Origin of the sequence: Prosthecobacter sp., from assembly GCF_046154365.1 — a bacterium.
Lineage (GTDB): Bacteria > Verrucomicrobiota > Verrucomicrobiia > Verrucomicrobiales > Verrucomicrobiaceae > Prosthecobacter.
In genome coordinates, this window is record NZ_JBJXFV010000183.1 from 44,231 (window position 1) to 64,143 (window position 19,913).

At 60.0% G+C, this 19,913-nt stretch carries 22 protein-coding genes; 20 read left to right on the forward strand and 2 right to left on the reverse strand.

Annotated features, from left to right (window positions below):
- The first annotated feature begins 39 nt into the window (after window positions 1-39).
- Together ACKVY0_RS23805 and ACKVY0_RS23810 are read left to right on the forward strand one after the other, a co-directional pair.
- Window positions 40-1,518 carry a sialate O-acetylesterase gene (locus ACKVY0_RS23805; protein ID WP_409217357.1) on the forward strand — a complete coding sequence of 493 codons (1,479 nt, stop codon included), beginning with the start codon at window positions 40-42 and terminating at the stop codon, window positions 1,516-1,518.
- A 279-nt stretch (window positions 1,519-1,797) separates the two neighbouring features.
- Window positions 1,798-3,123 (forward strand): Gfo/Idh/MocA family protein, encoded by a 1,326-nt coding sequence (locus ACKVY0_RS23810; protein ID WP_409217358.1) that lies wholly within the window; start codon window positions 1,798-1,800, stop codon window positions 3,121-3,123.
- Window positions 3,124-3,199: 76 nt separating this feature from the next.
- Here ACKVY0_RS23810 and ACKVY0_RS23815 read toward each other — a convergent pair whose 3' ends face one another.
- Window positions 3,200-5,338 (reverse strand): TonB-dependent receptor family protein, encoded by a 2,139-nt coding sequence (locus ACKVY0_RS23815; RefSeq protein WP_409217359.1) that lies wholly within the window; start codon window positions 5,336-5,338, stop codon window positions 3,200-3,202.
- Between the two features lie 150 nt (window positions 5,339-5,488).
- On the opposite strand from ACKVY0_RS23815, the gene ACKVY0_RS23820 reads away from it, so the two are divergent.
- From ACKVY0_RS23820 to ACKVY0_RS23840, 5 genes are all read left to right on the forward strand, one after another.
- The gene (locus tag ACKVY0_RS23820; protein WP_409217360.1) at window positions 5,489-6,328 is read left to right on the forward strand and encodes an energy transducer TonB; all 840 of its coding nucleotides are present in this window, start codon (window positions 5,489-5,491) and stop codon (window positions 6,326-6,328) included.
- A gap of 15 nt (window positions 6,329-6,343) precedes the next feature.
- Window positions 6,344-6,985: a MotA/TolQ/ExbB proton channel family protein gene (locus ACKVY0_RS23825; protein ID WP_409217361.1), complete on the forward strand. Its 642-nt coding sequence runs from the start codon at window positions 6,344-6,346 to the stop codon at window positions 6,983-6,985.
- A 151-nt stretch (window positions 6,986-7,136) separates the two neighbouring features.
- Complete coding sequence (locus tag ACKVY0_RS23830; RefSeq protein ID WP_409217362.1) at window positions 7,137-7,559, forward strand: ExbD/TolR family protein; 423 nt, start codon at window positions 7,137-7,139, stop codon at window positions 7,557-7,559.
- Window positions 7,556-8,101, forward strand: coding sequence for a hypothetical protein (locus ACKVY0_RS23835; RefSeq protein WP_409217363.1), 546 nt, complete (start codon window positions 7,556-7,558; stop codon window positions 8,099-8,101). Before ACKVY0_RS23830 ends, ACKVY0_RS23835 begins: the two co-directional genes overlap by 4 nt.
- 37 nt (window positions 8,102-8,138) lie before the next feature.
- The gene (locus ACKVY0_RS23840; RefSeq protein ID WP_409217364.1) at window positions 8,139-8,285 is read left to right on the forward strand and encodes a hypothetical protein; all 147 of its coding nucleotides are present in this window, start codon (window positions 8,139-8,141) and stop codon (window positions 8,283-8,285) included.
- Window positions 8,286-8,292: 7 nt separating this feature from the next.
- Here the strand turns inward: ACKVY0_RS23840 and ACKVY0_RS23845 are convergent, their stop codons facing one another.
- Window positions 8,293-8,973 carry a hypothetical protein gene (locus ACKVY0_RS23845; protein ID WP_409217365.1) on the reverse strand — a complete coding sequence of 227 codons (681 nt, stop codon included), beginning with the start codon at window positions 8,971-8,973 and terminating at the stop codon, window positions 8,293-8,295.
- Between the two features lie 167 nt (window positions 8,974-9,140).
- Between ACKVY0_RS23845 and rph the strand changes: the two genes are divergently transcribed.
- The 13 genes from rph to ACKVY0_RS23910 all read left to right on the forward strand — a co-directional run bounded on the left by rph (window position 9,141) and on the right by ACKVY0_RS23910 (window position 19,911).
- On the forward strand, window positions 9,141-9,926 hold the full coding sequence (rph, locus tag ACKVY0_RS23850; RefSeq protein ID WP_409217366.1) for a ribonuclease PH: 786 nt from the start codon (window positions 9,141-9,143) through the stop codon (window positions 9,924-9,926).
- A gap of 79 nt (window positions 9,927-10,005) precedes the next feature.
- Window positions 10,006-10,941: a histone deacetylase gene (locus tag ACKVY0_RS23855; RefSeq protein ID WP_409217367.1), complete on the forward strand. Its 936-nt coding sequence runs from the start codon at window positions 10,006-10,008 to the stop codon at window positions 10,939-10,941.
- Window positions 10,942-11,027: 86 nt separating this feature from the next.
- Complete coding sequence (locus tag ACKVY0_RS23860; RefSeq protein WP_409217368.1) at window positions 11,028-12,032, forward strand: AAA family ATPase; 1,005 nt, start codon at window positions 11,028-11,030, stop codon at window positions 12,030-12,032.
- A 59-nt stretch (window positions 12,033-12,091) separates the two neighbouring features.
- A complete protein-coding gene (locus ACKVY0_RS23865) occupies window positions 12,092-12,553 on the forward strand; it encodes a four helix bundle protein (protein ID WP_409217369.1) in 462 nt (153 codons plus the stop codon).
- Window positions 12,554-12,596: 43 nt separating this feature from the next.
- On the forward strand, window positions 12,597-13,448 hold the full coding sequence (locus ACKVY0_RS23870; protein WP_409217370.1) for a DUF58 domain-containing protein: 852 nt from the start codon (window positions 12,597-12,599) through the stop codon (window positions 13,446-13,448).
- Between the two features lie 14 nt (window positions 13,449-13,462).
- The gene (locus ACKVY0_RS23875) at window positions 13,463-13,726 is read left to right on the forward strand and encodes a hypothetical protein (protein WP_409217371.1); all 264 of its coding nucleotides are present in this window, start codon (window positions 13,463-13,465) and stop codon (window positions 13,724-13,726) included.
- On the forward strand, window positions 13,723-13,836 hold the full coding sequence (locus ACKVY0_RS23880; RefSeq protein WP_409217372.1) for a BatA domain-containing protein: 114 nt from the start codon (window positions 13,723-13,725) through the stop codon (window positions 13,834-13,836). Before ACKVY0_RS23875 ends, ACKVY0_RS23880 begins: the two co-directional genes overlap by 4 nt.
- A 38-nt stretch (window positions 13,837-13,874) precedes the next feature.
- The gene (locus ACKVY0_RS23885) at window positions 13,875-14,105 is read left to right on the forward strand and encodes a hypothetical protein (RefSeq protein ID WP_409217373.1); all 231 of its coding nucleotides are present in this window, start codon (window positions 13,875-13,877) and stop codon (window positions 14,103-14,105) included.
- Window positions 14,102-14,521 (forward strand): type II toxin-antitoxin system VapC family toxin, encoded by a 420-nt coding sequence (locus ACKVY0_RS23890; protein WP_409217374.1) that lies wholly within the window; start codon window positions 14,102-14,104, stop codon window positions 14,519-14,521. The genes ACKVY0_RS23885 and ACKVY0_RS23890 overlap by 4 nt, the downstream gene beginning before the upstream one ends.
- Before the next feature lie 174 nt (window positions 14,522-14,695).
- Window positions 14,696-15,037 carry a hypothetical protein gene (locus tag ACKVY0_RS23895; protein WP_409217375.1) on the forward strand — a complete coding sequence of 114 codons (342 nt, stop codon included), beginning with the start codon at window positions 14,696-14,698 and terminating at the stop codon, window positions 15,035-15,037.
- Window positions 15,037-15,525: a hypothetical protein gene (locus tag ACKVY0_RS23900; protein WP_409217376.1), complete on the forward strand. Its 489-nt coding sequence runs from the start codon at window positions 15,037-15,039 to the stop codon at window positions 15,523-15,525. The genes ACKVY0_RS23895 and ACKVY0_RS23900 overlap by 1 nt, the downstream gene beginning before the upstream one ends.
- A complete protein-coding gene (locus ACKVY0_RS23905; protein WP_409217377.1) occupies window positions 15,522-17,504 on the forward strand; it encodes a BatA domain-containing protein in 1,983 nt (660 codons plus the stop codon). Before ACKVY0_RS23900 ends, ACKVY0_RS23905 begins: the two co-directional genes overlap by 4 nt.
- Before the next feature lie 214 nt (window positions 17,505-17,718).
- Window positions 17,719-19,911, forward strand: coding sequence for a hypothetical protein (locus tag ACKVY0_RS23910; protein ID WP_409217378.1), 2,193 nt, complete (start codon window positions 17,719-17,721; stop codon window positions 19,909-19,911).
- Window positions 19,912-19,913 lie beyond the last annotated feature (2 nt).

Consider the following 19,913-nt stretch of genomic DNA (forward strand, 5'->3'; position numbering starts at 1 on the left):
GGAGGCGCGGACGTTGACAAGCCGCTTCTCATTCCAGCCATGAAAACACTCGCCGCCCTCCTCCTTTTCACTCTCTCAACGCATGCCGCCATCACGCTGCCCGCCGTGTTCTCCGATCACATGGTCCTGCAAAGCGGCAAGCCTGTTCCTGTTTGGGGCGCTGCTGCTCCTGGCGCTGAAGTCACTGTGGCCATCGCCGGTCAGAAAAAGACCACCACCGCCGATGCCGAAGGCAAATGGTCGCTCAAACTTGATGCGCTCACCGCTGCCGCCGAACCACAAACACTCACCATCGGCGACAAAACCATCAAGGACGTGCTCATCGGCGAAGTGTGGCTCGGTTCCGGCCAGTCAAACATGGCGATGACCGTGGAGCGCAGCAACGACCTCGAAGGCAGCAAGGCCGCCGCGAATCTGCCGCTCATCCGCGTCTTCACTGAAGGCAGTGGTGCTTCCCCGACGGCGAAATCGGAGGGCAAAGGCGCTTGGATCATCTGCACGCCCGAAACGGTCGGTAAATTCTCCGCCACGGCATTTTTCTTTGGCCGCACGCTGCATGCGGCGCTCAAAACACCGGTCGGCCTCATCAACTCCTCCGTCGGCGGCACGCCCATCGAGTCCTGGATCAGTCCCGAGGCACAGCACGCGAGCGCCGAGCTGAAACCGTTCTTTGCAGCGATGCAGCAGGACGACGCCAAGTTTGATCCGGTCAAAATGAAGGCGCTGTATGAACGCCAGGTTGCCAAATGGACCGAGGACGTGAGAAAGGCGAAAGCCGACGGCCAACCACTGCCGCGCAAGCCGCGTGACCCCGTCGCCACCCGCGAGCGCAAAGGCGATGTCGGCGGTCTGTTCAACGGCAAGATTGCGCCGCTCATCCCATTCGCGATTCGCGGCGCCATCTGGTATCAGGGCGAAGCCAACGCCCAGCCGACCAAGGTGGCGTTTTATCAATATCAACTGCCGCTCCTCGCCAAAGACTGGCGCACCCGCTGGGCCGACGAATTTCCCTTCGCCTGGGTGCAGCTCCCGAACTACACCCGCCCCGGCGACTCATGGCCGCTCATGCGCGAGTCGATGCTGAACTCGCTCAACACGATTCCCAACAGCGGCATGGCCGTCACGCTCGACATCGGCGATGCCAAGGACATCCACCCAAAGAACAAGCAGGACGTTGGTTATCGTCTCGCGCAGTGGGCACTCGGCACTGTGTATCAAAAGGATGTTCCCGCCATCTGCGGCCCGCTGATTGACACCGCGACGGCCAAAGGCAGCGAACTCGTGCTCACCTTCAAGCATGCGAAGGGTTTGCAGGCCAAAGGTGATCTCACCGAATTTGAAATCGCCGGAGCTGACGGCCAGTGGCAGCCTGCGGAGGCGAAGATCGACGGCGAAACTGTGATCGTCTCCGCCAAGCCCGTTGCGGAGCCGAAGGGCGTTCGTTACGCGTGGAAAGACAATCCTGTAGCGACGCTTTTCAACGGCGCGGGCATGCCCGCGTCACCGTTTCGGAAGTAAGCGACATCTTGAGCGCCAACGGCGCGTGACTCTCAAGCCCAGGGTGAAACCCTGGGTTTGGTGATCAACCGGCGGGAGCGCTGAAAGCGCGGGATTCGACACCGTGGGTGTTTGCATGTTGGTGCAAGCCCTGAGTCAAGTGCCGCCCTTTCAGGGCTGACGGGCTTGCGCGATCGTTGACCCAAGGTTTCACCTTGGGCTGAGGAGTTTCGCGCCTTTGGCGCTTGGTGACATTTAGCGCTGAAGTATTGCGCGGCATGCGGTCGTTTGGATGGCCTCATGAACCGCCGCCACTTCATCCAGCAAGCCAGCGCTGCATCTGCGCTGGGATTTCCCGCCATTCTGCGTTCTGCATCACCGAACTCGATGCTGCAGGTCGCCAGCATCGGTGTCGCCCGCATGGGCGGGAACACGATGCGCAGTGTGGCGAAGCACGCGAAGGTGAAGATCGTCGCGCTGTGTGATGTGGATGCCCGCCACATCGCCCAGGCGGCCAAAGACTTTCCGGAAGCCACGCAGCACAAGGACTGGCGCGAGCTGTTGTCGAAGCATGGCGACAAATTCGATGCGGTGACGGTGGGAACGCCGGATCACATGCATGCCGCCATCGCCATCACGGCCCTGCGCGGCAAGCAGCACGTCTATTTGCAGAAACCGATGGCTCCCACGCCGCATGAATGCCGAGTTCTCGCGCAAGAGGCCGTCAAAGCCGGGGTGGTGACGCAGCTCGGCAATCAAGGCCGCTCCAGCATCGAAAGCCGCATGATGGTGGAACTGCTGCGCACCAAGGCCATCGGCAAAATCAAAGAGGTCATCATGTGGGAGAACAAAAAGCTCAACTGGTGGCCGAAGAACACCGAACTGCGGCCGCAGGGCGATGCGATCCCAGAAGGACTCGATTGGGACCACTGGCTCGGCGTGCGCACACTGCGGCCGTATCTCAACGACACCTATCATCCACAGACGTGGCGTGCGTGGTTCGATTTCGGCTGCGGTGAACTCGGTGACATGGGCTGCCATCATTTCGATGCGACCTTCGATGGTTTGAAGCTTGGCGCACCGAAACGCGTGCGCCAGCTCACGGCAGGCAGCAGCGGTGCGTTGTGGGCCGACAAACGCCGCGTCGAATTCGAGTTCGCGGGCAATGAACTCATCGCCGGTGACTCGCTGAAGCTCACCTGGCTCGATGGTGGCATCGAACCCGACAGGAATGTGGTGAAAATGCCTGCCGCGCTCACGAACTTCCCCGCCAGCGGCGGCTACTGGATCGGTGAGCATGGCGCGATCTTCAAACCTTACGGCGTGCGTCCTTTCGTGCTGCCCGAGGCCGATTTCCCGGCGGAAAAGTATCCGCGCGGCATCAAACCACAGGATCATTACCTCGACTGGGTCGATGCGATTCTCGCTGGCACAAAAAGCTGCGGCGACTTCAGCCACGGCGGCCCGCTGACCGAAACCGTCGTCGTCGGCACCATCGCCGATCGTTTCCCCAACCAGTGGCTCGAATGGGACCGTGCCGGTTTGAAATTCACCAACCTCGAAGCCGCCAACGCGCTGGTGAAGCGCGAGTATCGCGACGGCTGGAAGATCGAAGGGCTGGGTTAAAAGCACAAAAAAAATCCCTGCGAGGGCGAAACACCACTTCCGCGCCCCGCAGGGACTCGATCCAACCTAACAAGGATCAAAAGGTCACACTGCCGCCGAAGTAGAAGTTGCGACCGTAGGCGGGGTCGATGCCGCCGGCGTTGACGCGGGCGAAGTACTGTTTGTCGAAGACGTTGTTGAGGCCGCCGATGAGCTTGAGGTTTTGCGTCACGGGGATTTCAGCGGTGAGATCCCAGGTGGTGTAGGCGGGGATGTCGAAACCGGCGGCGGCTGTGTCACTGCCACTATGGCGTGCCATCAGGGTGCCGAGGAAGGCGAGCTTGAGTTTGCTCTTGCGGCTGTAGATGACACCCGTGCGCACCATGTAGGACGGGGCAAACTGCGGTGTGCCGCCGTTGTTGGGGCCACCGCTGAGGCGGGCTTCGAGAAGCGATGCGTTCGCATACAGGTTCAATGCGCCGAGGCGATCGCCGCGATGGGTGCCATTGGCGGCGTCAAGGGCGCCGATGACATCGAACTGCAGGGCGCCGTCCCAGCCGTAATTGATGGAACGTCCGACGCTGGTGAGCGCCGTGCCGGTGGTGCCGAATTTGTTGTCCAGATCGACCAGAAAGAAGGCGCTGTCCCAGGTGATCCAGGGGCGTGGCGTGCCGCGCATGCCGAGTTCGTAGTGCCAGCCGACGCTGGGTGCGGCATCGTTTGCCGTGCCGCCGGCCACCGGAATGAGCGACTGGGCGAAGGTGGTGGCACGATAGCTTTGCGAGATGTTGGCATAGACGGTGGTTTCACTGCCAAGATCGTAGGCCAGACCCAGACCAAAGAGCGGCTGGCGGTCGAACTTGCTGTTGTTGGTTTCAGGCACGGCACCCCCGGCGAAATTTTGCAGGGTCATGTCTTGATTCACGAGTTCCATGCGAAAACCCGGCGTGATGGTGAGGCGGCCGAAGGTGAATTTGTTCTCCAAAAAGAGGGCACCGTAGATGATGTCGCGCTGCGCGTCGCGCAGGATGGGGCCGTCATTTGAGGTCACGGTGGCCCCCGTTTTGGTGGTGGTGGGGGAATGGGACATGTAGAAGTGCATGCCTGCGCTGAGCGTGTGTTTGCCGCCCCATGCCTCGTAGTCATGGCGGATGCGTGGTTCGATGCCCCAGTTGTAGAACTCCTGACGGTCGATGCTGGTGGTCACGCCCACGGGCACGATGCCAAAGCCACCACCATTCTGTCTGCGACTCCAGCGGTCGTAGTAGGCCGCCCAGGTTTTGATGCTGAGTTCGGTGTCTGAGGACATGCGGTGCTGTAGTTCGATGCTCATCGCGTAGCGGCTGAGCTTGAAGCGGTCGTTGAAGCGCACCGTTTGATCGCGGGCGGCAGCGTAACGGGCAGCACTCAGTCCTCCTGGCTCGCCGTTTTCCTGCTCAAAGGCGTCCACACCAAGAATCCAGCGGGTGTCTTCATCCTGCTGATACACCAGTTTCACCCGGCCGCCGTTGGTCTCGTAGTCGCTGTTGGCCTGACGGAAGCCATCGGCGGAGCGATGAGCAAAGTAGCCGTGATACCCGAGCTTCCCGATCGTGCCATCCACGGCGGTGTAGGAAGAAATGAGATCATCCGTGCCCATGATGAACTGCTGGCGCACGCCCAGCGGCTGGTCGGCACGCGGCATGAGCGTCACATAGTTCAGGGCTCCGGCAGGCTGGGGGCCATAAAGGAGCGAGGCGCCGCCGCGTAGAAAGTCGATGCGTTGCACCGACTCCAACTGGGGTGTCCAGTACGCTTCGGGATAGCCGATGGGATCGGCGCTGATGGGAATGCCATCCTGCAGAATCTGCATGAACTGGGCGCGATCCGGGCTGCCGATGCCGCGATACCCCAAACTGACCAGCGGCGTGGTTTCCTCCGACACGAGCAGACCGGGGGTCAGCGCGAACGCCTGGCGGTAGTTGTTGGAAATCACCTCCGGCAGCGCCTTGAGTTCAATGATGGAGGCACGCTTTCCCGCATAAATCTTGGTGCCTTCGACTGGTGGCAGGTAGGGGATTTTGATCTGTGCCTCCTCCGGGGGGTATGCGGTGATGACAATGTTCGGCAGTTCGGTGACCGTCTTTGGTTTGCTCACGCTCTGGGAACGTGCGTGGGAGGCAATGGCTAGGAAAAGGAGGGCAACGGCAGCCATGACGGGTCCGGTAGCACGAGCGAGTTTGGGGGAGGGCTTCATGAGAGGGTTGTTATTGAGATTGTGTCGCAGCGACGCGGAGAGTGAACGGATCAAGGTAACGCGCAAGTTCTTTTTGCGATAGAGTCTCAATTGCAAGTTGACGCTCCTTTCTTGCGATTCATGCTCAACAACCGCCCCTCTCATTGTGCCATGAGCTCCCTCGTGATAAATTCCCTGCCCACCATGGGCTTCGAACTCTCCAGCACGCCTGTTTTGCCCATTACTGCCCGCGCTGCGGGTGTCTGGCGTCGGCAGGACACCGTTCAGGCGGTCACCGCGCTCTCTTGGATCGTGGGCATCAGCGCGAGCTTTCTGGCGATCGCCATCATTGGCATGTTGGCCGCCGATTTGCCGCCCATCCATCTCAAATCGCTCGCCGACCTCGATAACGCCGTTGAGGTGCCGATGATCGAGACCTCGATGGCCGAGCTGCAAACGCTCGAAACAAGTGAAAATCCGCCAGCAGAGACCGAACCTGTGCTCCCGGTTGAGATTCCTGAAGCCGTTGAGACGCCGCCGGAGCAACTCGACCTGCCTGAGATCGCCGAAGCGATGACGCTGGAAGACATCTTCGCCATTCCCACCGCGCCGAAAATCGAAGACGCCCTGCGACCCATCGATCCCGTGGTCAAACCGAAGCCGGCACCGACACCACCGCGTCCACGCACACCGGTGGCCAGCAGCGGCACGCGCTCTACGACGTCACAAGCTGGCAGCGCAGGCGGAACCGGCGCCTCTGGCAGCGGCGGCAAAGGAAAATTCCCCGCGCCGCCTTATCCGAGCTTCGCGCGTGGAGCCGGGATGCAGGGCACCGTGCGTCTGAGCATCAGCGTCGGCCCCTCCGGTGCCGTGGAAGGCGTCAGCGTCATCGGCAGCACCGGATTCAGCGCCTTGGACGATTACGCCGCCTCCTGGGTGCGCCGCAACTGGCGCTGGCCCGGCGGAGCCTCCAATCGCTACACCCTGCCGCTCACCTTCCGTCTGCGCTAAACATCCTCCATTCCCATGCCTCTTCTCGCCAACGCTGTCGTCGATCTCTTCCTCAAAGGCGGTCCCATCATGTATCCCATCGCGCTAGTGACGCTGGTGGCCGTCTGCATCTTCGTCGAACGTGTGTTCTGGTGGCTGCGTTTTGCCACCAAGCGTTCCGTGAAGCAGTTGGATGCCGTTTATGAGACTCTTGAGGCCGGAAACCTCGCCCAAGCCATCGCGCAATCCGCCCAATCAAGCGATCCGGTCGTGCGCATGATTCATCACGGCCTCCATCATCGTCACAGCAGCATGCAGGGCGCGCTCGAAGTCGCCGCCGGCCAAGAATTGCGCGATGCGGGCCGCTTTTTGAGCGCCATGGACACCATCGTCACACTCGCGCCGCTGCTCGGGCTGCTCGGCACCGTCACCGGCATCATGGGCAGCTTCACCAGCATCGGCAGCAGCGAACTCGCCGTCGAAAAAGTCACCGGCGGCATCGGCGAGGCGCTGATCGCCACCGCCGCCGGTCTCGGCATCGCCATCGGCACGCTGGTGCCCATGAACTACTTCCACAGCCGCCTCGCCGCCCTAAAGTTCGATCTCGAAGCCGCTGCGAACAACGTGCTCATTTTGGCCGCGCAGCATGGGTTTGACAAAGTTGCAGTGAAAGCGTGAAGCGGAGCTGGGAAATGACGAATGAGTAAATCCGAATGACGAAATAAACCCGAAGCTCGAATGCCTAAAGTCCCCCAAGCCTGTTCTATGTTCGTCATTTGGAATTCGTCATTCCATCGTCATTCGTCATTCTGATTTCGTCATTTTCTCCGTGAAGCTTCACTCTCCACTCCCAGAACGAAAGACCCGCCTCGAGATCATCCCGCTCATCGACGTGATGTTCTTCCTGCTCGCCTCTTTCATGATGGTTAGCCTCACCATGTCGAAGCAGCAGACCATCAAGGTCAACCTGCCCGTCGCCTCGTCCGCGCAGTCTGATTTCAAGCCGGACATGATCAATCTGGCCGTGAACGCCACCGGCGATGTCTTTTTCGACAAAACCGCCACCACACTGCCGGAACTCGACCGCAAACTGTCCGAACGCTTCGGCAAAGACCCCGCCACGCCGGTGTACATCAGCGCCGATGTGAACACGCGCTACGCCGACTTGGTAAAAGTGCTCGACGCCGCCAAGCGTGTCGGCTTCACCAAGGTCGCCTTCAACGTCAAACCCGTCAGCACCGGCACGAAATGAAGCGCCTGCTTACCACGCTGCTCGCCCTCATCGCGCTCGGCCTCTGCGTCGTCTGCGTCGTGCAATGGCAGCGTGAGGCCCGCCTGCGCGGCCACATCACCGACCTCGTGAAACGCCTGGAGGCCGAAAATGCCCTGCGCATTGAGGCCGAGCGCAAAGTGCGCGAGTACGAGAAGGAAATCGAGCGCCTCACCGAGTTGCGTGCCGAAGTCGAGGCCAAGCTGGTCGAAGTCACCCGCGAGTACAACGACCTCTCCGCCGACTCTGTCGCCCGTGGCATCACCATCGCCGTTTACATGCGCGAACTCATGCAGACGCAGGCCCATTTCGCCGCCGCCCAGTCCGCCCTCGGCCAGGGCAGCAGTGTGATGAAGGAACACAACGCCGCCGTCACCGCCCAGAACAGCACCATCGAAAAACAGAACGAACTGCTCAAGCAGCTCGCCAAGGAACGCGACGCCGCCATCGAAAAGCTCAACGCCCGCACCATTGAGTTCAACGAGGTGGTAGAGAAGTACAACAAGCTCTCGAAAGGGCGGTGAATCCGTTGTGCAGGAATTGAGAGCCTATGCCAAACGCTTGAAGAGCGCTTTGAAGAATGACTTATCTACTTCGACGGTGATCTGCGCCAGTGACCTCATGCGCGGCATGCAGGGCAAATGGTGCCGCAGCGCTTGGCGTGGTCGCGAGGACATCGCCATCACGCTCACCACGTCTCAGCTTTGAGCCACGCTCACTGCCCCAGATTCAAATACTCACGCACCGTGTGATTCATCGCACGTCGCGCCGGCGGGAAGCATCCCGCCACCTTTTCAAACGTCTCCTCCAGCGCAAACTCGTCCGCCAGCACATGCTGGCGGGCCGCATCGAGATGGCTGACGACCACCTGCTCGTAATAGTCCACATCCGGCGCACCACGGCGCTCCGCGCGACGATGCAAAAAGTCGGGATACAGGCAGGTCAGCACGAGGAACTGGTTCGCACACTGCACATGCAGGAAAAACTTCTGATGCCTGCTCGCGCTCTCAATCGCCTCCAAATAATCGACGCTGTACAGGCTGTCCACACTGTGATTGATCTCGTCCGGCCCCTTCGTCGGCGTGCAGCCGAAGTCAGCGCATACCACCGCCATGTAATCCGCCACCGCGACTTCTGTGATGCCAAATTCCTTCAGCGAGTGCCGCACCACGATGAAAAAGAACAGCTCCGGCGACAGCAGCGCCGCCTTGCGCGAGATGATCGCGGCTTCAAACAGCTTGTCGTTGTCCAGGATGATCGGCACCGCATCGGGATCGTCGATCATCGCCTTGAAGCCCGCCTTGCCGCGCTCGTTCAGAGCGAGTGTGTCGCAGATGAAATTCCAATCCGTCGGAGTAAAACGGAACCAACAGCCAGGGCGAGGGAAGCGCGTCATGGAGATCAAGTGTGAACTGTCTTCTACCGCAAGCATAACAGATGCCAGTTGAGTTTGTCACTTTGAAATGACGGCCATGCCGGATGTTCAATCACGTTCGCCCGACCTTTATAAGCACCGCTTCACAAATCCCTTGGGCGCATCCATGCACCGTGCTAAGCACGCCCATGCCCAGAACCGACGGACGCGCCCCAGACCAGCTTCGCAACATTGAATACGTCCTCGACGTCGCCCCGCACGCTGCGGGCTCCGTGCTCATCGCCTTTGGCAACACCCGCGTCATCTGCACCGCCTGCATCAATGAGGAAGTCCCGCGCTGGATGAAAGTGCAGAACGTCAAAGGCGGCTGGCTCACCGCCGAGTACTCCATGCTGCCGTATTCGACTCTGGAACGCAAAGACCGCGAAAGTTCACGCGGCAAGCCCGATGGCCGCAGCACCGAAATCCAGCGTCTCATCGGTCGCAGCCTCCGCGCCGTCGTTGATCTCGAAAAACTCGGCCCCCGCACTCTCTACGTCGATTGCGACGTGCTCCAGGCCGATGGCGGCACCCGCACCGCCGCCATCACCGGCGCCTGCATCGCCGTCTCCATCGCCTTCAACCGCCTGCTCGAAAAAGGCAAGATCACCCGTCAGCCGCTCAAGAAGAAACTCGCCGCTGTCAGCGTCGGCATCGTCAAAGGCGAAACGCTCCTCGATCTCTGCTACGTCGAAGACGCCGCCGCCGATGTCGATAGCAACATCGTCCTCACCGAAGACGGCGAATTCGTCGAAATCCAGGGCAGCGGCGAAGAAGCCACCTTCACCGAGGCGCAGCTTCATTCCATGCTCGAATACGGCCGCAAAGGCATCAAAGAACTCGTCGCCATCCAGGACGAAGCCATCGCCAGCGCCATGAAGCCCGCCGAAGGCAAAGACCTGCAAAAGCTGGCTGAGTTTTTCGGCAAACGCTAAGGAAGAGTTGACGGTAGTTTACAGTTGTTGACCGTGGTTGACGAGGTTTGGCCAAACCATCGTCAACCACCGTAAACTCATGACAGCCCTCTTACTCGATCCCATCTACCAGCAGCATGACACCGGCGCGGGTCATCCTGAAAGCATCCAGCGTCACGTCGCCATCACCAAAGCGCTCACGGATGCCGGTCTCGTCGCCAAAACGCATGCCATTCATCCTCGCGTCGCCACGCTCGATGAACTCGCCCTCTGCCATGACCGCAGTTACATCAAAACCGCCAAAGACGATGTCGAATCCGGCCTCGAAGATCTCAGCACCGGCGACACCCAAATCTGCGCCCGCTCCTTCGATGTCGCGACGCAGGCCGTCGGCGGCGTCTTGAACGCGGTGGATGCGGTCTTCACTGGCAAAGCGCAGAACGCTTTCTGTGCCGTGCGTCCGCCAGGCCATCATGCACGACCGGCGCAGGGCATGGGCTTTTGCTTATTCAACAACATCGCCATCGCCGCCCGTCATGCGCAAAAGCAGCACGGCGCACAGAAGATCGCCATCGTCGATTGGGACGTGCACCACGGCAACGGCACGCAGGACATCTTCTATGCAGACGGCAGCGTCTTCTTCGCCAGCACACACCAAAGCCCGCTCTATCCCTTCACCGGCCATGCTGAGGAAACCGGCAACGGCAAAGGCAAGGGCAGCACGTTGAACCTCCCCTTCCCCGCCCGCACCGGCATGAGCGACATCGGTGCCGCCTTCACCGACCGCCTCCTGCCCGCCCTCGACAAGTTCAAACCCGATCTCATCCTCATCTCCGCCGGTTTCGACTCCCGCATCGACGATCCCCTCGGCCAGTTCCGTCTCACCGACGACGATTTCATCACGCTGACCAAGCTCCTGCTCGAATCCGCCGCCACACACTGCCAGAACCGCCTCGTCTCCGTTTTGGAAGGCGGCTACAACATTTCAGGCCTCGCCAGCGCCGTGAAAAGCCACGTGCAGACGCTCAACGGCTAAGCCATCCGAACTTTCAGCGTCACCCACGCACAATTTCTACAGCACGTCCTTGCCAGAGCGCCTGTTTTCTGATGCCATGTGGTTGCATGTCCAATTCCCCACTCCCCCAAGACGACGTCGCCGCCATTGATGAACTGCGCCAGGTTTACCTCCGGCTCAGCACCGAGCTGAAAAAAATCATCGTCGGCCAGGACAAAGTCGTCGAGCAACTCGCCATCTGCCTCTTCGCTCGCGGTCACGCCCTGCTCATGGGCGTGCCCGGCCTCGCCAAGACACTGCTCATCTCACGCCTAGCCGAAACGATGTCGCTCAGCTTCAGCCGCATCCAGTTCACGCCGGATTTGATGCCCATGGACATCACCGGCACCGACATCCTTCAAGAACTCCCCGGCGGCAAACGCGCCTTCGAGTTCGCCAAAGGCCCTGTGTTCGCCAACATCGTCCTCGCCGACGAAATCAACCGCGCTCCCGCCAAGACCCAGGCCGCGATGCTTGAAGCCATGCAGGAGCACAAAGTCACCGTCGCCGGCCGCACCTACACGCTCGACAGCCCGTTCTTCGTCCTCGCCACGCAGAACCCCATCGAGCAAGAAGGCACCTACCCGCTGCCCGAAGCACAGCTCGACCGCTTCATGTTCATGATCGGCGTCGATTACCCCAGCCGCGATGAAGAAATCGCCATCGCGAGAAGCACCACCGGTCAGTCCTTGCCGAAACTGGAGCACGTTTTGGATGGCCCGAAGGTTTTGGCCTTTCAAGATCTCGTCCGTCGAGTTCCCGTGCCGGATCACATCTATGAATTCGCCGTCGATCTCGCGCGCAAGACTCGCCCCGCCAGCAGCGAAGCTCCCGCGTGGCTCAAGCCACTCGTCAGCTGGGGCGCGGGTCCTCGTGCCGTGCAGAATTTGATCCTTGGTGCCAAAGCACGCGCTGCATTGCAGGGCAGCTACATGGTGCGACTAGAGGACGTCATCGAAGTCGCTGATCCAGTGCTGCGTCATCGTGTGATGACGACGTTCACCGCCGAGAGCGATGGCGTGACGAGCCGCGATGTGGCGAAACGTTTGGTCGAAGAACTCGCGAAGGCCTGACCGCGATCTCCTCAGACTCGTCCTCGTTCTCCTACTCGTCCTCGATCAAATCGCTCCGCATGCCCACCAGCATCCAATTCGACCATGAGAAACTCGAAGTGTATCAACTCGAACTCGAGATCCTCACCTGGGTCACCGACCTGATGATCGAAATACGCGCCACACAACATCCCCACCTCCGTGAGACGTTCGACCAGCTTGATCGAGCGAGTTTATCCATTCTGCTCAACACCGCCGAGGGTAACGGCAAGCGTGCCACTCAGCAGCGAGCGAGATACTTCGACGATGCGCGTGGCTCAGCAATGGAATGTGCCGCCTGTCTGGACGCATTAGTTGCCAAACGAGCCACGACGAAGCAGCGCATTGCGGGAGGAAAAGCATTGTTGATCCGAATTGTGTCGATTCTGTGCAAGCTCGTGGAGAGATTCGATGTCGGCGCTGCGAATTCGGTGCCGGCAGAATCGAGGACGAGTAGGAGAACGAGCACGAGGACGAAACCTGGAGGCTACGATCATGGCTGAATCTACTCGATCCTTCCTCGACCCAGTGGTCCTCAGCCGCCTCATGGCCCTACCCCTGAACGCGCGCCAAGCCATGCTCGGCAACGTCTCCGGCCATCACCGCAGTCCCGTGCGCGGTTCCTCGCTCGAGTTCGCCCAATACCGCAAATACGTCCCCGGCGACGACACCCGCCGCCTCGACTGGCGCACGTGGGGCCGCAGCGACCGCTTCTACATCAAGGAATTCGAGGCCGACACCAACCTCCGCCTCTGCCTGCTCATCGACACCAGCGGCAGCATGAACTTCGGCCCCGTCGGAGCCACCCGCTTCGACTACGCGCGCAAACTCGCCGGCACGCTCGCCTACATCGCCGCGCAGCAGGGCGATGCCGTCGGCCTGCACTCGCTCGCCGAAAAGCCTGTCGAAATCCCCGCCAAACGCGGTGCCTCGCATCTAGGGCTCGTGCTCGATCAAATGGCCGACATCCAGCCCATCGGCGACACCACACTGCTCACCGCATTGCACGACGCCGCCGAAAAAATCCGCCAGCGCGCCCTCGTCGTCATCTTCAGCGACCTTTTCGTGCCAGCCGCCGAGCTGAAGTCCGCCATCCAGCACCTGCGCTTTCGCAAGCATGACGTCGCCGTGTTTCATTTGCTCGATCAGAAGGAACTCGACTTCGATTTCGACCGCCCCGCCCGTTTCATCGACATGGAAGGCGGCGAAGCCGTCCTCGCCGACCCCAGCCTCATCGCCCGCAACTACCGCGAGGCCGTGAAGCAATACATGACCGAAATCGACGACCTCATCCGCACCACTGCCATCGACTACCACCGTGTGAAGCTGCACGAGAAGTACGACGACGTGCTCGTGAAGTTCCTGCTGGCGCGGATTCAGAAGAAAGGAGGCCGGTGATGTTCAAACAACTCATGAAATCCAAAGACGACGAACTGAGATTCCCTTGGGGAGACCTTTTCTGGCTGATGTTAATCGTCGGATACCTCATCAAAGACGCAATACGCCAAGGCGATCTTGATCCCAAAGCGGACTATTACAACACAGGCTACTTTATCATGGCCATCGCGATGCTGGTCGCGACGGTGGCAACGCTGGCATTGTGGGCTTCAAAGGTGATCAAAAAGATCCGGGCGATGGAACAAGAAATCGAAAAGCTAAAGCGCCCTGAAGAATGACCTTCCTCGTCCCAGCGCTCCTCCTCGCCCTGCCGCTCGCGGCGCTGCCGGTGATCATTCATTTGATCCACCTGTATCGTCGGCGGCAGGTGAAGTGGGCGGCAAACTGATCGTTGCCACCGCTAGTCTTGAAGCCTATTTTCAGCTCATGAGCACCCTGACAATTCCCATCTCCGATGAAAACCTCTCGTTCCTTCAGGATTGGACGAAGGAAAACGGCATGACGCCCGAAAGCTTCTTCGCTGCTCATGTGGATTCGCTGCGCCGTCCAAAGCGCAGCCCGATCCATCCTGACGTCATTCGAGCTACTGGCGTCATTCAGTTTGAAGGTGACCCGCGTGAGGCCTACCTCGACCACATGGAGAAAAAGCACGCATGACCGTGGTCGTGGACATCAATATCCTTTTGGATGTCTTTTTGAGCCGTAAGACCTTTCTGGCCGACTCCCAGGCGATTCTTAGCGAAGTCGTTTCCGGTTCGTTGCGCGGCATCTGCCCGAGTCATGGGCTGACCACCCTGTTTTACCTCGTCGAAAAGAACGCATCGACGAGCGATGCCGAATCTGCCGTGGACAGGATTCTCTCCCATTTTGAAATCCACGGCCTGAACACCAGCGATTGGAAACAAGTCCGCCAAATGCCCTTCTCAGACTTCGAAGACGCTGCGGTGGCCTTTACGGCAAGCGCACATAAAGCATCCTTCATTGTCACGCGGAACATCGCGGACTTCAAAAACTCATCGGTTCCCGCCATCACGCCCGCAGATTTCATTCTGCGATTTCTGCCGCCGCTCTGATCATATGCAGCCGAATAACGATCAACTCACCAAGATCGCTTCACTTCGAGCCGACATCCAGCACGCTGACGCTCAGGCTGATCGCGGCGAAGTCATCCGTGACTTCCAAATGAAAGCATGGCTCCAAGAGTGCCACCGCGAACACGCCATGCTTGCCACAGTGAAAGCCGCCCCATGATTTTACCGCTCACTAACACGATTCGGGGCATCAATAAGCCCCGCTATTCGCGCCAGCGTCGTGGAGTGCGGCGCCAGAGATGCCGGGGCGTCCCGGCACCGGCGACGCCGCTGTCGAAGGCTTTCTCATGTCCGAATGCCCAACCTACTATCGACAGCGGTGTCGTCGGGGCAAAGGGCTTGCGCCTTGCCCCTATGCCACCGCACTCCACGACGCTGGCGCGAGAAAATGGCGGCGAGGCCATCCTCGCCGACCACCGCGTGAAACTGGACGAAAAGTGCGACGACCTGTTCGTGAAGTTCCTGCTGGCGCGGATTCAGAAGAAAGGAGGCCGGTGATGTTCAAACAACTCTTTCCACCATCCAGGCAACGCGTGCCGCACTACAGCTTCATGCGGCCCGGTGATTTTTTGTGGTTTGTTTTTCTGATCGTTTTTTCCACTTGGAAGCTCTGGTCTGCGTTTGCACTGGCTGAACGCTTTTTCACCGAATGGTTCAGCTACGCTCTCTTGTCATGTTCTCTGACAGCCGTCTATGCCTGGCTCAGAATCCGTCGCCGAAACATCTGTGCCGACTCAGGTGAGCTGATGATCGCCATCATGCTCCCACAGCTTTACAGCCATCTCTGGAAATGCCTTCATGGCGACCCTGGAGAGCTTGGCTGGGGCTGGATTGCTTTCGTGTCCGCGCTTTGCACATGGCTAATCTATAATGTTTGGAGGGCACCCAAGATTGCGAAAGAGCTGAATGAACTCGAAGCGGTTGCGGAAGAAGAAGCGCGGAATGAACCGGCAAACCCTCGCTTCGCTCATCTCGATAAGCCATGACCTTCCTCGTCCCAGCGCTGCTCCTAGCCCTGCCGCTTGCGGCGCTGCCGGTGATCATTCATTTGATCCACCTGTATCGGCGGCGGCAGGTGAAGTGGGCGGCGATGATGTTCCTGCGCATGGCGCAGCGCATGAACAAAGGGCTGTCGCGGTTGCGGCAGATTTTGATCCTGGCGTTTCGCGTGCTGGCCGTCGCGGCGATCCTGTTTGTCATCACGCGGCCGATGGCGGGTGGTTTGCTCGGCCTCACGGGCGGCGTGCCGGACACGGTGATCGTGCTGCTGGACCGCTCGGCAAGCATGGAGCAGCGAAACCTCGCCACCGGCACCAGCAAGCGTGCCGCAGGCATCGCGAAGCTCTCGCAGGCCTTGCGCGATACCGTAGGCACGCGTTCGAAACTCGTGCTCATCGAGAATGCGCATTTGCAGCCGCAGTTGCTCGAAAAACCCGAGTCGCTCGTCGATCTGCCGCTCACCGGCCCCACGGACACCACAGCGGACATTCCTGCGCTGCTGCAAGGCGCGCTCGATTACATCACCACGAATCAAACGGGCCGCACCGACGTGTGGGTGCTCAGCGATCTGCGCCAAAGCGACTGGGATGCCGCCAGCGGACGCTGGCAGGCCCTGCGCGGTGCCTTCACCAGCCTCAAAGGCCTGCGATTTCATCTGCTGACCTACGCGCAGCCCGTGTCACAAAATCTCGCCGTCTCAGTTGAGCGCACCGTGCGACGCGAAACCGCTGACAAGGCCGAGCTGCTGCTGGATCTCCGCATCACCCGCGATGCGGCCACCGCAACACCCACTGAGCTGCCGTTGCGCTTTGTCATCAATGACGTCAGCACCACGATGAAGGTCGAGATGAAGGACTCGCAGCTTGTGTTGCAAGCCCACGCCATTCCCATCGACAAAACAACGAAACGTGGCTCAGGCCGCGTGGAACTGCCCGCTGATGCCTCACCCACCGACAACGTCTTCCACTTCGTCTTCGATGAACCCGCCGTTTTGCGCTCCGTGATCCTGACTGACGACGAAACCGAAGCCGGACCATTGCAAGCCGCACTCGAAGCCGCCGCCGATCCCACGCGGAAATACGCTGCGACCATCCTGCCCGTCTCCCGCGCCGCCGAAATCGCCTGGGATGACACCGCGCTCATCATCTGGCACGCGGCGTTGCCCAAGGCGGATGATTTGATCACCCAACAACTCACGAATCATCTCAAAACCGGACGCAGCATCCTCTTCCTACCCACCGAAGCACCCAACAATGAAACCTTCGGCGGCCTGCACTGGGGCGCGTGGACCGGCGACAGCAAACCCGCCGCTGTCGAGTGGTGGCGCAACGACACCGGCCTGCTCGCGAACACGCGCAGCGGCACCTCATTGCCCGTCGGCGAACTCGAAGTGACTCGGCGCTGCGAAATCCTCGGCGAAGGCACGCCACTCGCCCGACTCGCCGAAAACAAACCGCTGCTCATGCGCGCCGACATTCCCGGCAATGGCAACGCCTGGTTCCTCGGCACGCTGACAGGCTCCGGCAGTTCCAGTCTCGCGCGTGATGGCGTCGTGATGTTCGCCATGCTGCATCGTGCCTTGAACGAAGGTGCCAGCACCCTCGGCAAAGCGCAGCAACGTGAAGCCGCCGCCACCGACACACTGAATGACTGGAAGCGATCTGGCGATGCCATGCTCAGCTCCGAACAATCATCACGCGCTGGCATTCTCACCAAAGACGACAAACTCATCGCCCTGAATCGCCCGCTGCGTGAAGACCGCCCCGAAACACTCGGCAAGACCGCTCTCGAAGAACTCTTCGCCGGACTCGATCATCACATCATCGAAGATCAGGTCGAAAACGAAACCAGCCTCGCCAGCGAGATCTGGCGCACGTTCTTGTTCTTGATGGCGCTCGCGTTGCTCGGTGAGGCGCTGCTGTGTATGCCTGGGAAACGTGAGATTCAGCTCCCTTCAAATCCATGACACTCTTCTCGTCCTCGAACTCGTCCTCGAACTCGTCCTCGATTCTATCGGGTTCGACGGGTCTGGGATGTTCGAGCCATTCCAAGGCCTCGCTGGCGAAGGCTTGGTCGAAGCTCGGCAAGGTTGTGCGCTGTTGTGCATTAAATCGGTCGAGGACGAGTTCGAGTAGGAGGACGAGGACGACACCAAGTGTTTGCGAACGAAGCATATTCTAATGACACCCACTTCATCACAACTCGTCTTCAATCCCACGCCCATCGCATTCGGCGTCGGCGTGGCGTTTGTCGTGGCGATTGCGGGTCTCGCGTTCATGGCGTGGCGACGCAGTGGCTATCGCAAGCTCATGGGATGGTTGGAGTTGTTGCGTGTCATCATCGCCATCGGCATCGCGCTCACGTTGTTGCAGCCGGAGTGGCTGGAGACGTTCAAACCGGAGACGAAACCAGTTTTGGCCGTGCTGCATGATGTTTCGGGCAGCATGAGCACGAAAGACGTCACACGCGGCACGGAGGTGATCTCGCGTGAAGATGCCGCGAAGCCGTTGATCGAGCCAAAACTCTGGGAACCGCTCAAACAACGCCTGGATGTCGTCATCGAGCCGTTTTCTTCATCGCAAACGCCAGCGGCAGAGGGCACAGACATTCATGCCGCACTCGCCGGCGTGCTGGAGCAGCAGCCAAACTTGAAAGCTGTCGTTTTGATCAGCGATGGCGACTGGAACACCGGCGTGGCACCCGCACAGGCTGCCACACGCTTGCGCATGCGCGAGGTGCCCGTGTTTGCCGTGCCGACAGGTGCTGAGACGCGGCTGCCAGATGTCGAATTGACGAGCTTTGACGTGCCGACCTTTGCTGTGGCAGGAAAGCCGCTGCGCATTCCATTCACCATCGATAGCTCGTTGCCGCGTGATGAAGTCGTGATGCTGGAGATGAAGGCATCGAGCGGCGAGATCATCACGAAAGAGGTCACGCTGCCTGCCATGGGTCGTTTGCAGGACGCCATCGCATGGAAACCGGACAAACCGGGTGAGGTGAAGCTCACGCTGACGATTCCGAAGACTCCCAACGAGCGCTATCCTGAAAACAACTCGCAGGAAGCACCGCTCTCGATCCGCAAGGAACAACTCAAGGTGCTGGTGATCGAAACCTTCCCGCGTTGGGAGTATCGCTACTTGCGCAATGCTTTGGAACGCGATCCTGGCGTCGAAGTGAACTGCCTGCTGCTTCATCCCGGACTCGGCAAAGCCGGTGCAGGACGTGGTTATCTCAAAGCCTTCCCCAAAGACGATGAACTCACCAAATACGATGTCGTCTTCCTCGGCGATGTCGGTTTGGAAAAGAGCCAGCTCACTTCCGAGCACTGCACCGCGCTGCAAAAACTCGTGCGTGATCAAGCTGGCGGCCTTGTCTTCATGCCGGGCTTCCACGGCTATCAATCCACGCTGCAAGACACGCCGCTGGCCGATCTGCTGCCCGTCGTGTGGGATGCCGCGCAGCCACGCGGCTGGGGATCGTCATCGCCGGGCAAGTTTTCACTCACCGAAGCCGGAACACGCAGTCTTTTGACCAAACTCGAAGACAGCGACGAAGCCAGTGCGCGAGTCTGGAGCACGCTGCCCGGCTTCCAATGGTATGCACCTGCCTTGCGTGCCAAAGCAGGCACGGAGGTGCTCGCCACACATGGCAGCGAGTCGAATCAGTATGGCCGTGTACCGTTGATCGTGACGAAGACGTATGGTGCGGGCAAAATCCTGTTCATGGGCACCGACGGCGCGTGGCGCTGGCGCAAAGGCGTGGAGGACAAGTATCACTACCGCTTCTGGGGCCAGGTGGTGCGCTGGATGGCGTATCAGCGCAACATGAGCAGCGGCAACAGCATGCGCCTGTTTTACTCGCCGGATCGTCCGCGCACTGGTGATGTGCTGACACTCAACGCGAACGTGATGAGTTTAACCGGTGAACCGTTGCGTGACGGTGCGGTGATTGCTCAAATCGCCGCACCAAGCGGCAAGGTGGCCAGCGTGCGGCTGCTGCCTGCGGGCAAGGAGGCGTGGGGGCTGTTCAACGGCACCTTCACGCCGAGTGAACCGGGCGAGCATCGCGTGCAGCTCACCTGCGCGGAGGCTGGATCGACCTTGGAGGCGAAAATTTCGATCCAGGGCGTCAGCCGTGAAAAACGTGGCCAACCCGCACGGCTGGACGTGCTGCGTGAGATTGCGCAATTCACCAAGGGTCAGATGCTCGATGCCAGCGATCCTGCAGCGGTTGTTGCGGCGATTGCCGGCATGCCGGAGCCTGCGATTCAGGAGCGACGACTCCCCCTGTGGGCACATCCGGCCTGGGCGGGGCTGCTGATCACGCTGATGGGCCTATTTTGGGTCGGAAGAAAGGCCGCTGGGACGTTCTAATT

Coding starts and splice junctions, on each gene's coding strand:
- ACKVY0_RS23805 (WP_409217357.1), top strand. CDS start 40: ATGAAAACACTCGCCGCCCTCCTCCTTTTCACTCTCTCAACGCATGCC.
- ACKVY0_RS23865 (WP_409217369.1), top strand. CDS start 12,092: ATGCCCACCAGCATCCAATTCGACCATGAGAAACTCGAAGTGTATCAA.
- ACKVY0_RS23825 (WP_409217361.1), top strand. CDS start 6,344: ATGCCTCTTCTCGCCAACGCTGTCGTCGATCTCTTCCTCAAAGGCGGT.
- ACKVY0_RS23845 (WP_409217365.1), bottom strand. CDS start 8,973: ATGACGCGCTTCCCTCGCCCTGGCTGTTGGTTCCGTTTTACTCCGACG.
- ACKVY0_RS23890 (WP_409217374.1), top strand. CDS start 14,102: ATGACCGTGGTCGTGGACATCAATATCCTTTTGGATGTCTTTTTGAGC.
- ACKVY0_RS23870 (WP_409217370.1), top strand. CDS start 12,597: ATGGCCCTACCCCTGAACGCGCGCCAAGCCATGCTCGGCAACGTCTCC.
- ACKVY0_RS23860 (WP_409217368.1), top strand. CDS start 11,028: ATGTCCAATTCCCCACTCCCCCAAGACGACGTCGCCGCCATTGATGAA.
- ACKVY0_RS23810 (WP_409217358.1), top strand. CDS start 1,798: ATGAACCGCCGCCACTTCATCCAGCAAGCCAGCGCTGCATCTGCGCTG.
- ACKVY0_RS23835 (WP_409217363.1), top strand. CDS start 7,556: ATGAAGCGCCTGCTTACCACGCTGCTCGCCCTCATCGCGCTCGGCCTC.
- ACKVY0_RS23855 (WP_409217367.1), top strand. CDS start 10,006: ATGACAGCCCTCTTACTCGATCCCATCTACCAGCAGCATGACACCGGC.
- ACKVY0_RS23885 (WP_409217373.1), top strand. CDS start 13,875: ATGAGCACCCTGACAATTCCCATCTCCGATGAAAACCTCTCGTTCCTT.
- ACKVY0_RS23910 (WP_409217378.1), top strand. CDS start 17,719: ATGACACCCACTTCATCACAACTCGTCTTCAATCCCACGCCCATCGCA.
- ACKVY0_RS23895 (WP_409217375.1), top strand. CDS start 14,696: ATGATTTTACCGCTCACTAACACGATTCGGGGCATCAATAAGCCCCGC.
- ACKVY0_RS23900 (WP_409217376.1), top strand. CDS start 15,037: ATGTTCAAACAACTCTTTCCACCATCCAGGCAACGCGTGCCGCACTAC.
- ACKVY0_RS23880 (WP_409217372.1), top strand. CDS start 13,723: ATGACCTTCCTCGTCCCAGCGCTCCTCCTCGCCCTGCCGCTCGCGGCG.
- ACKVY0_RS23905 (WP_409217377.1), top strand. CDS start 15,522: ATGACCTTCCTCGTCCCAGCGCTGCTCCTAGCCCTGCCGCTTGCGGCG.
- ACKVY0_RS23820 (WP_409217360.1), top strand. CDS start 5,489: ATGAGCTCCCTCGTGATAAATTCCCTGCCCACCATGGGCTTCGAACTC.
- ACKVY0_RS23815 (WP_409217359.1), bottom strand. CDS start 5,338: ATGAAGCCCTCCCCCAAACTCGCTCGTGCTACCGGACCCGTCATGGCT.
- ACKVY0_RS23875 (WP_409217371.1), top strand. CDS start 13,463: ATGAAATCCAAAGACGACGAACTGAGATTCCCTTGGGGAGACCTTTTC.
- rph (WP_409217366.1), top strand. CDS start 9,141: ATGCCCAGAACCGACGGACGCGCCCCAGACCAGCTTCGCAACATTGAA.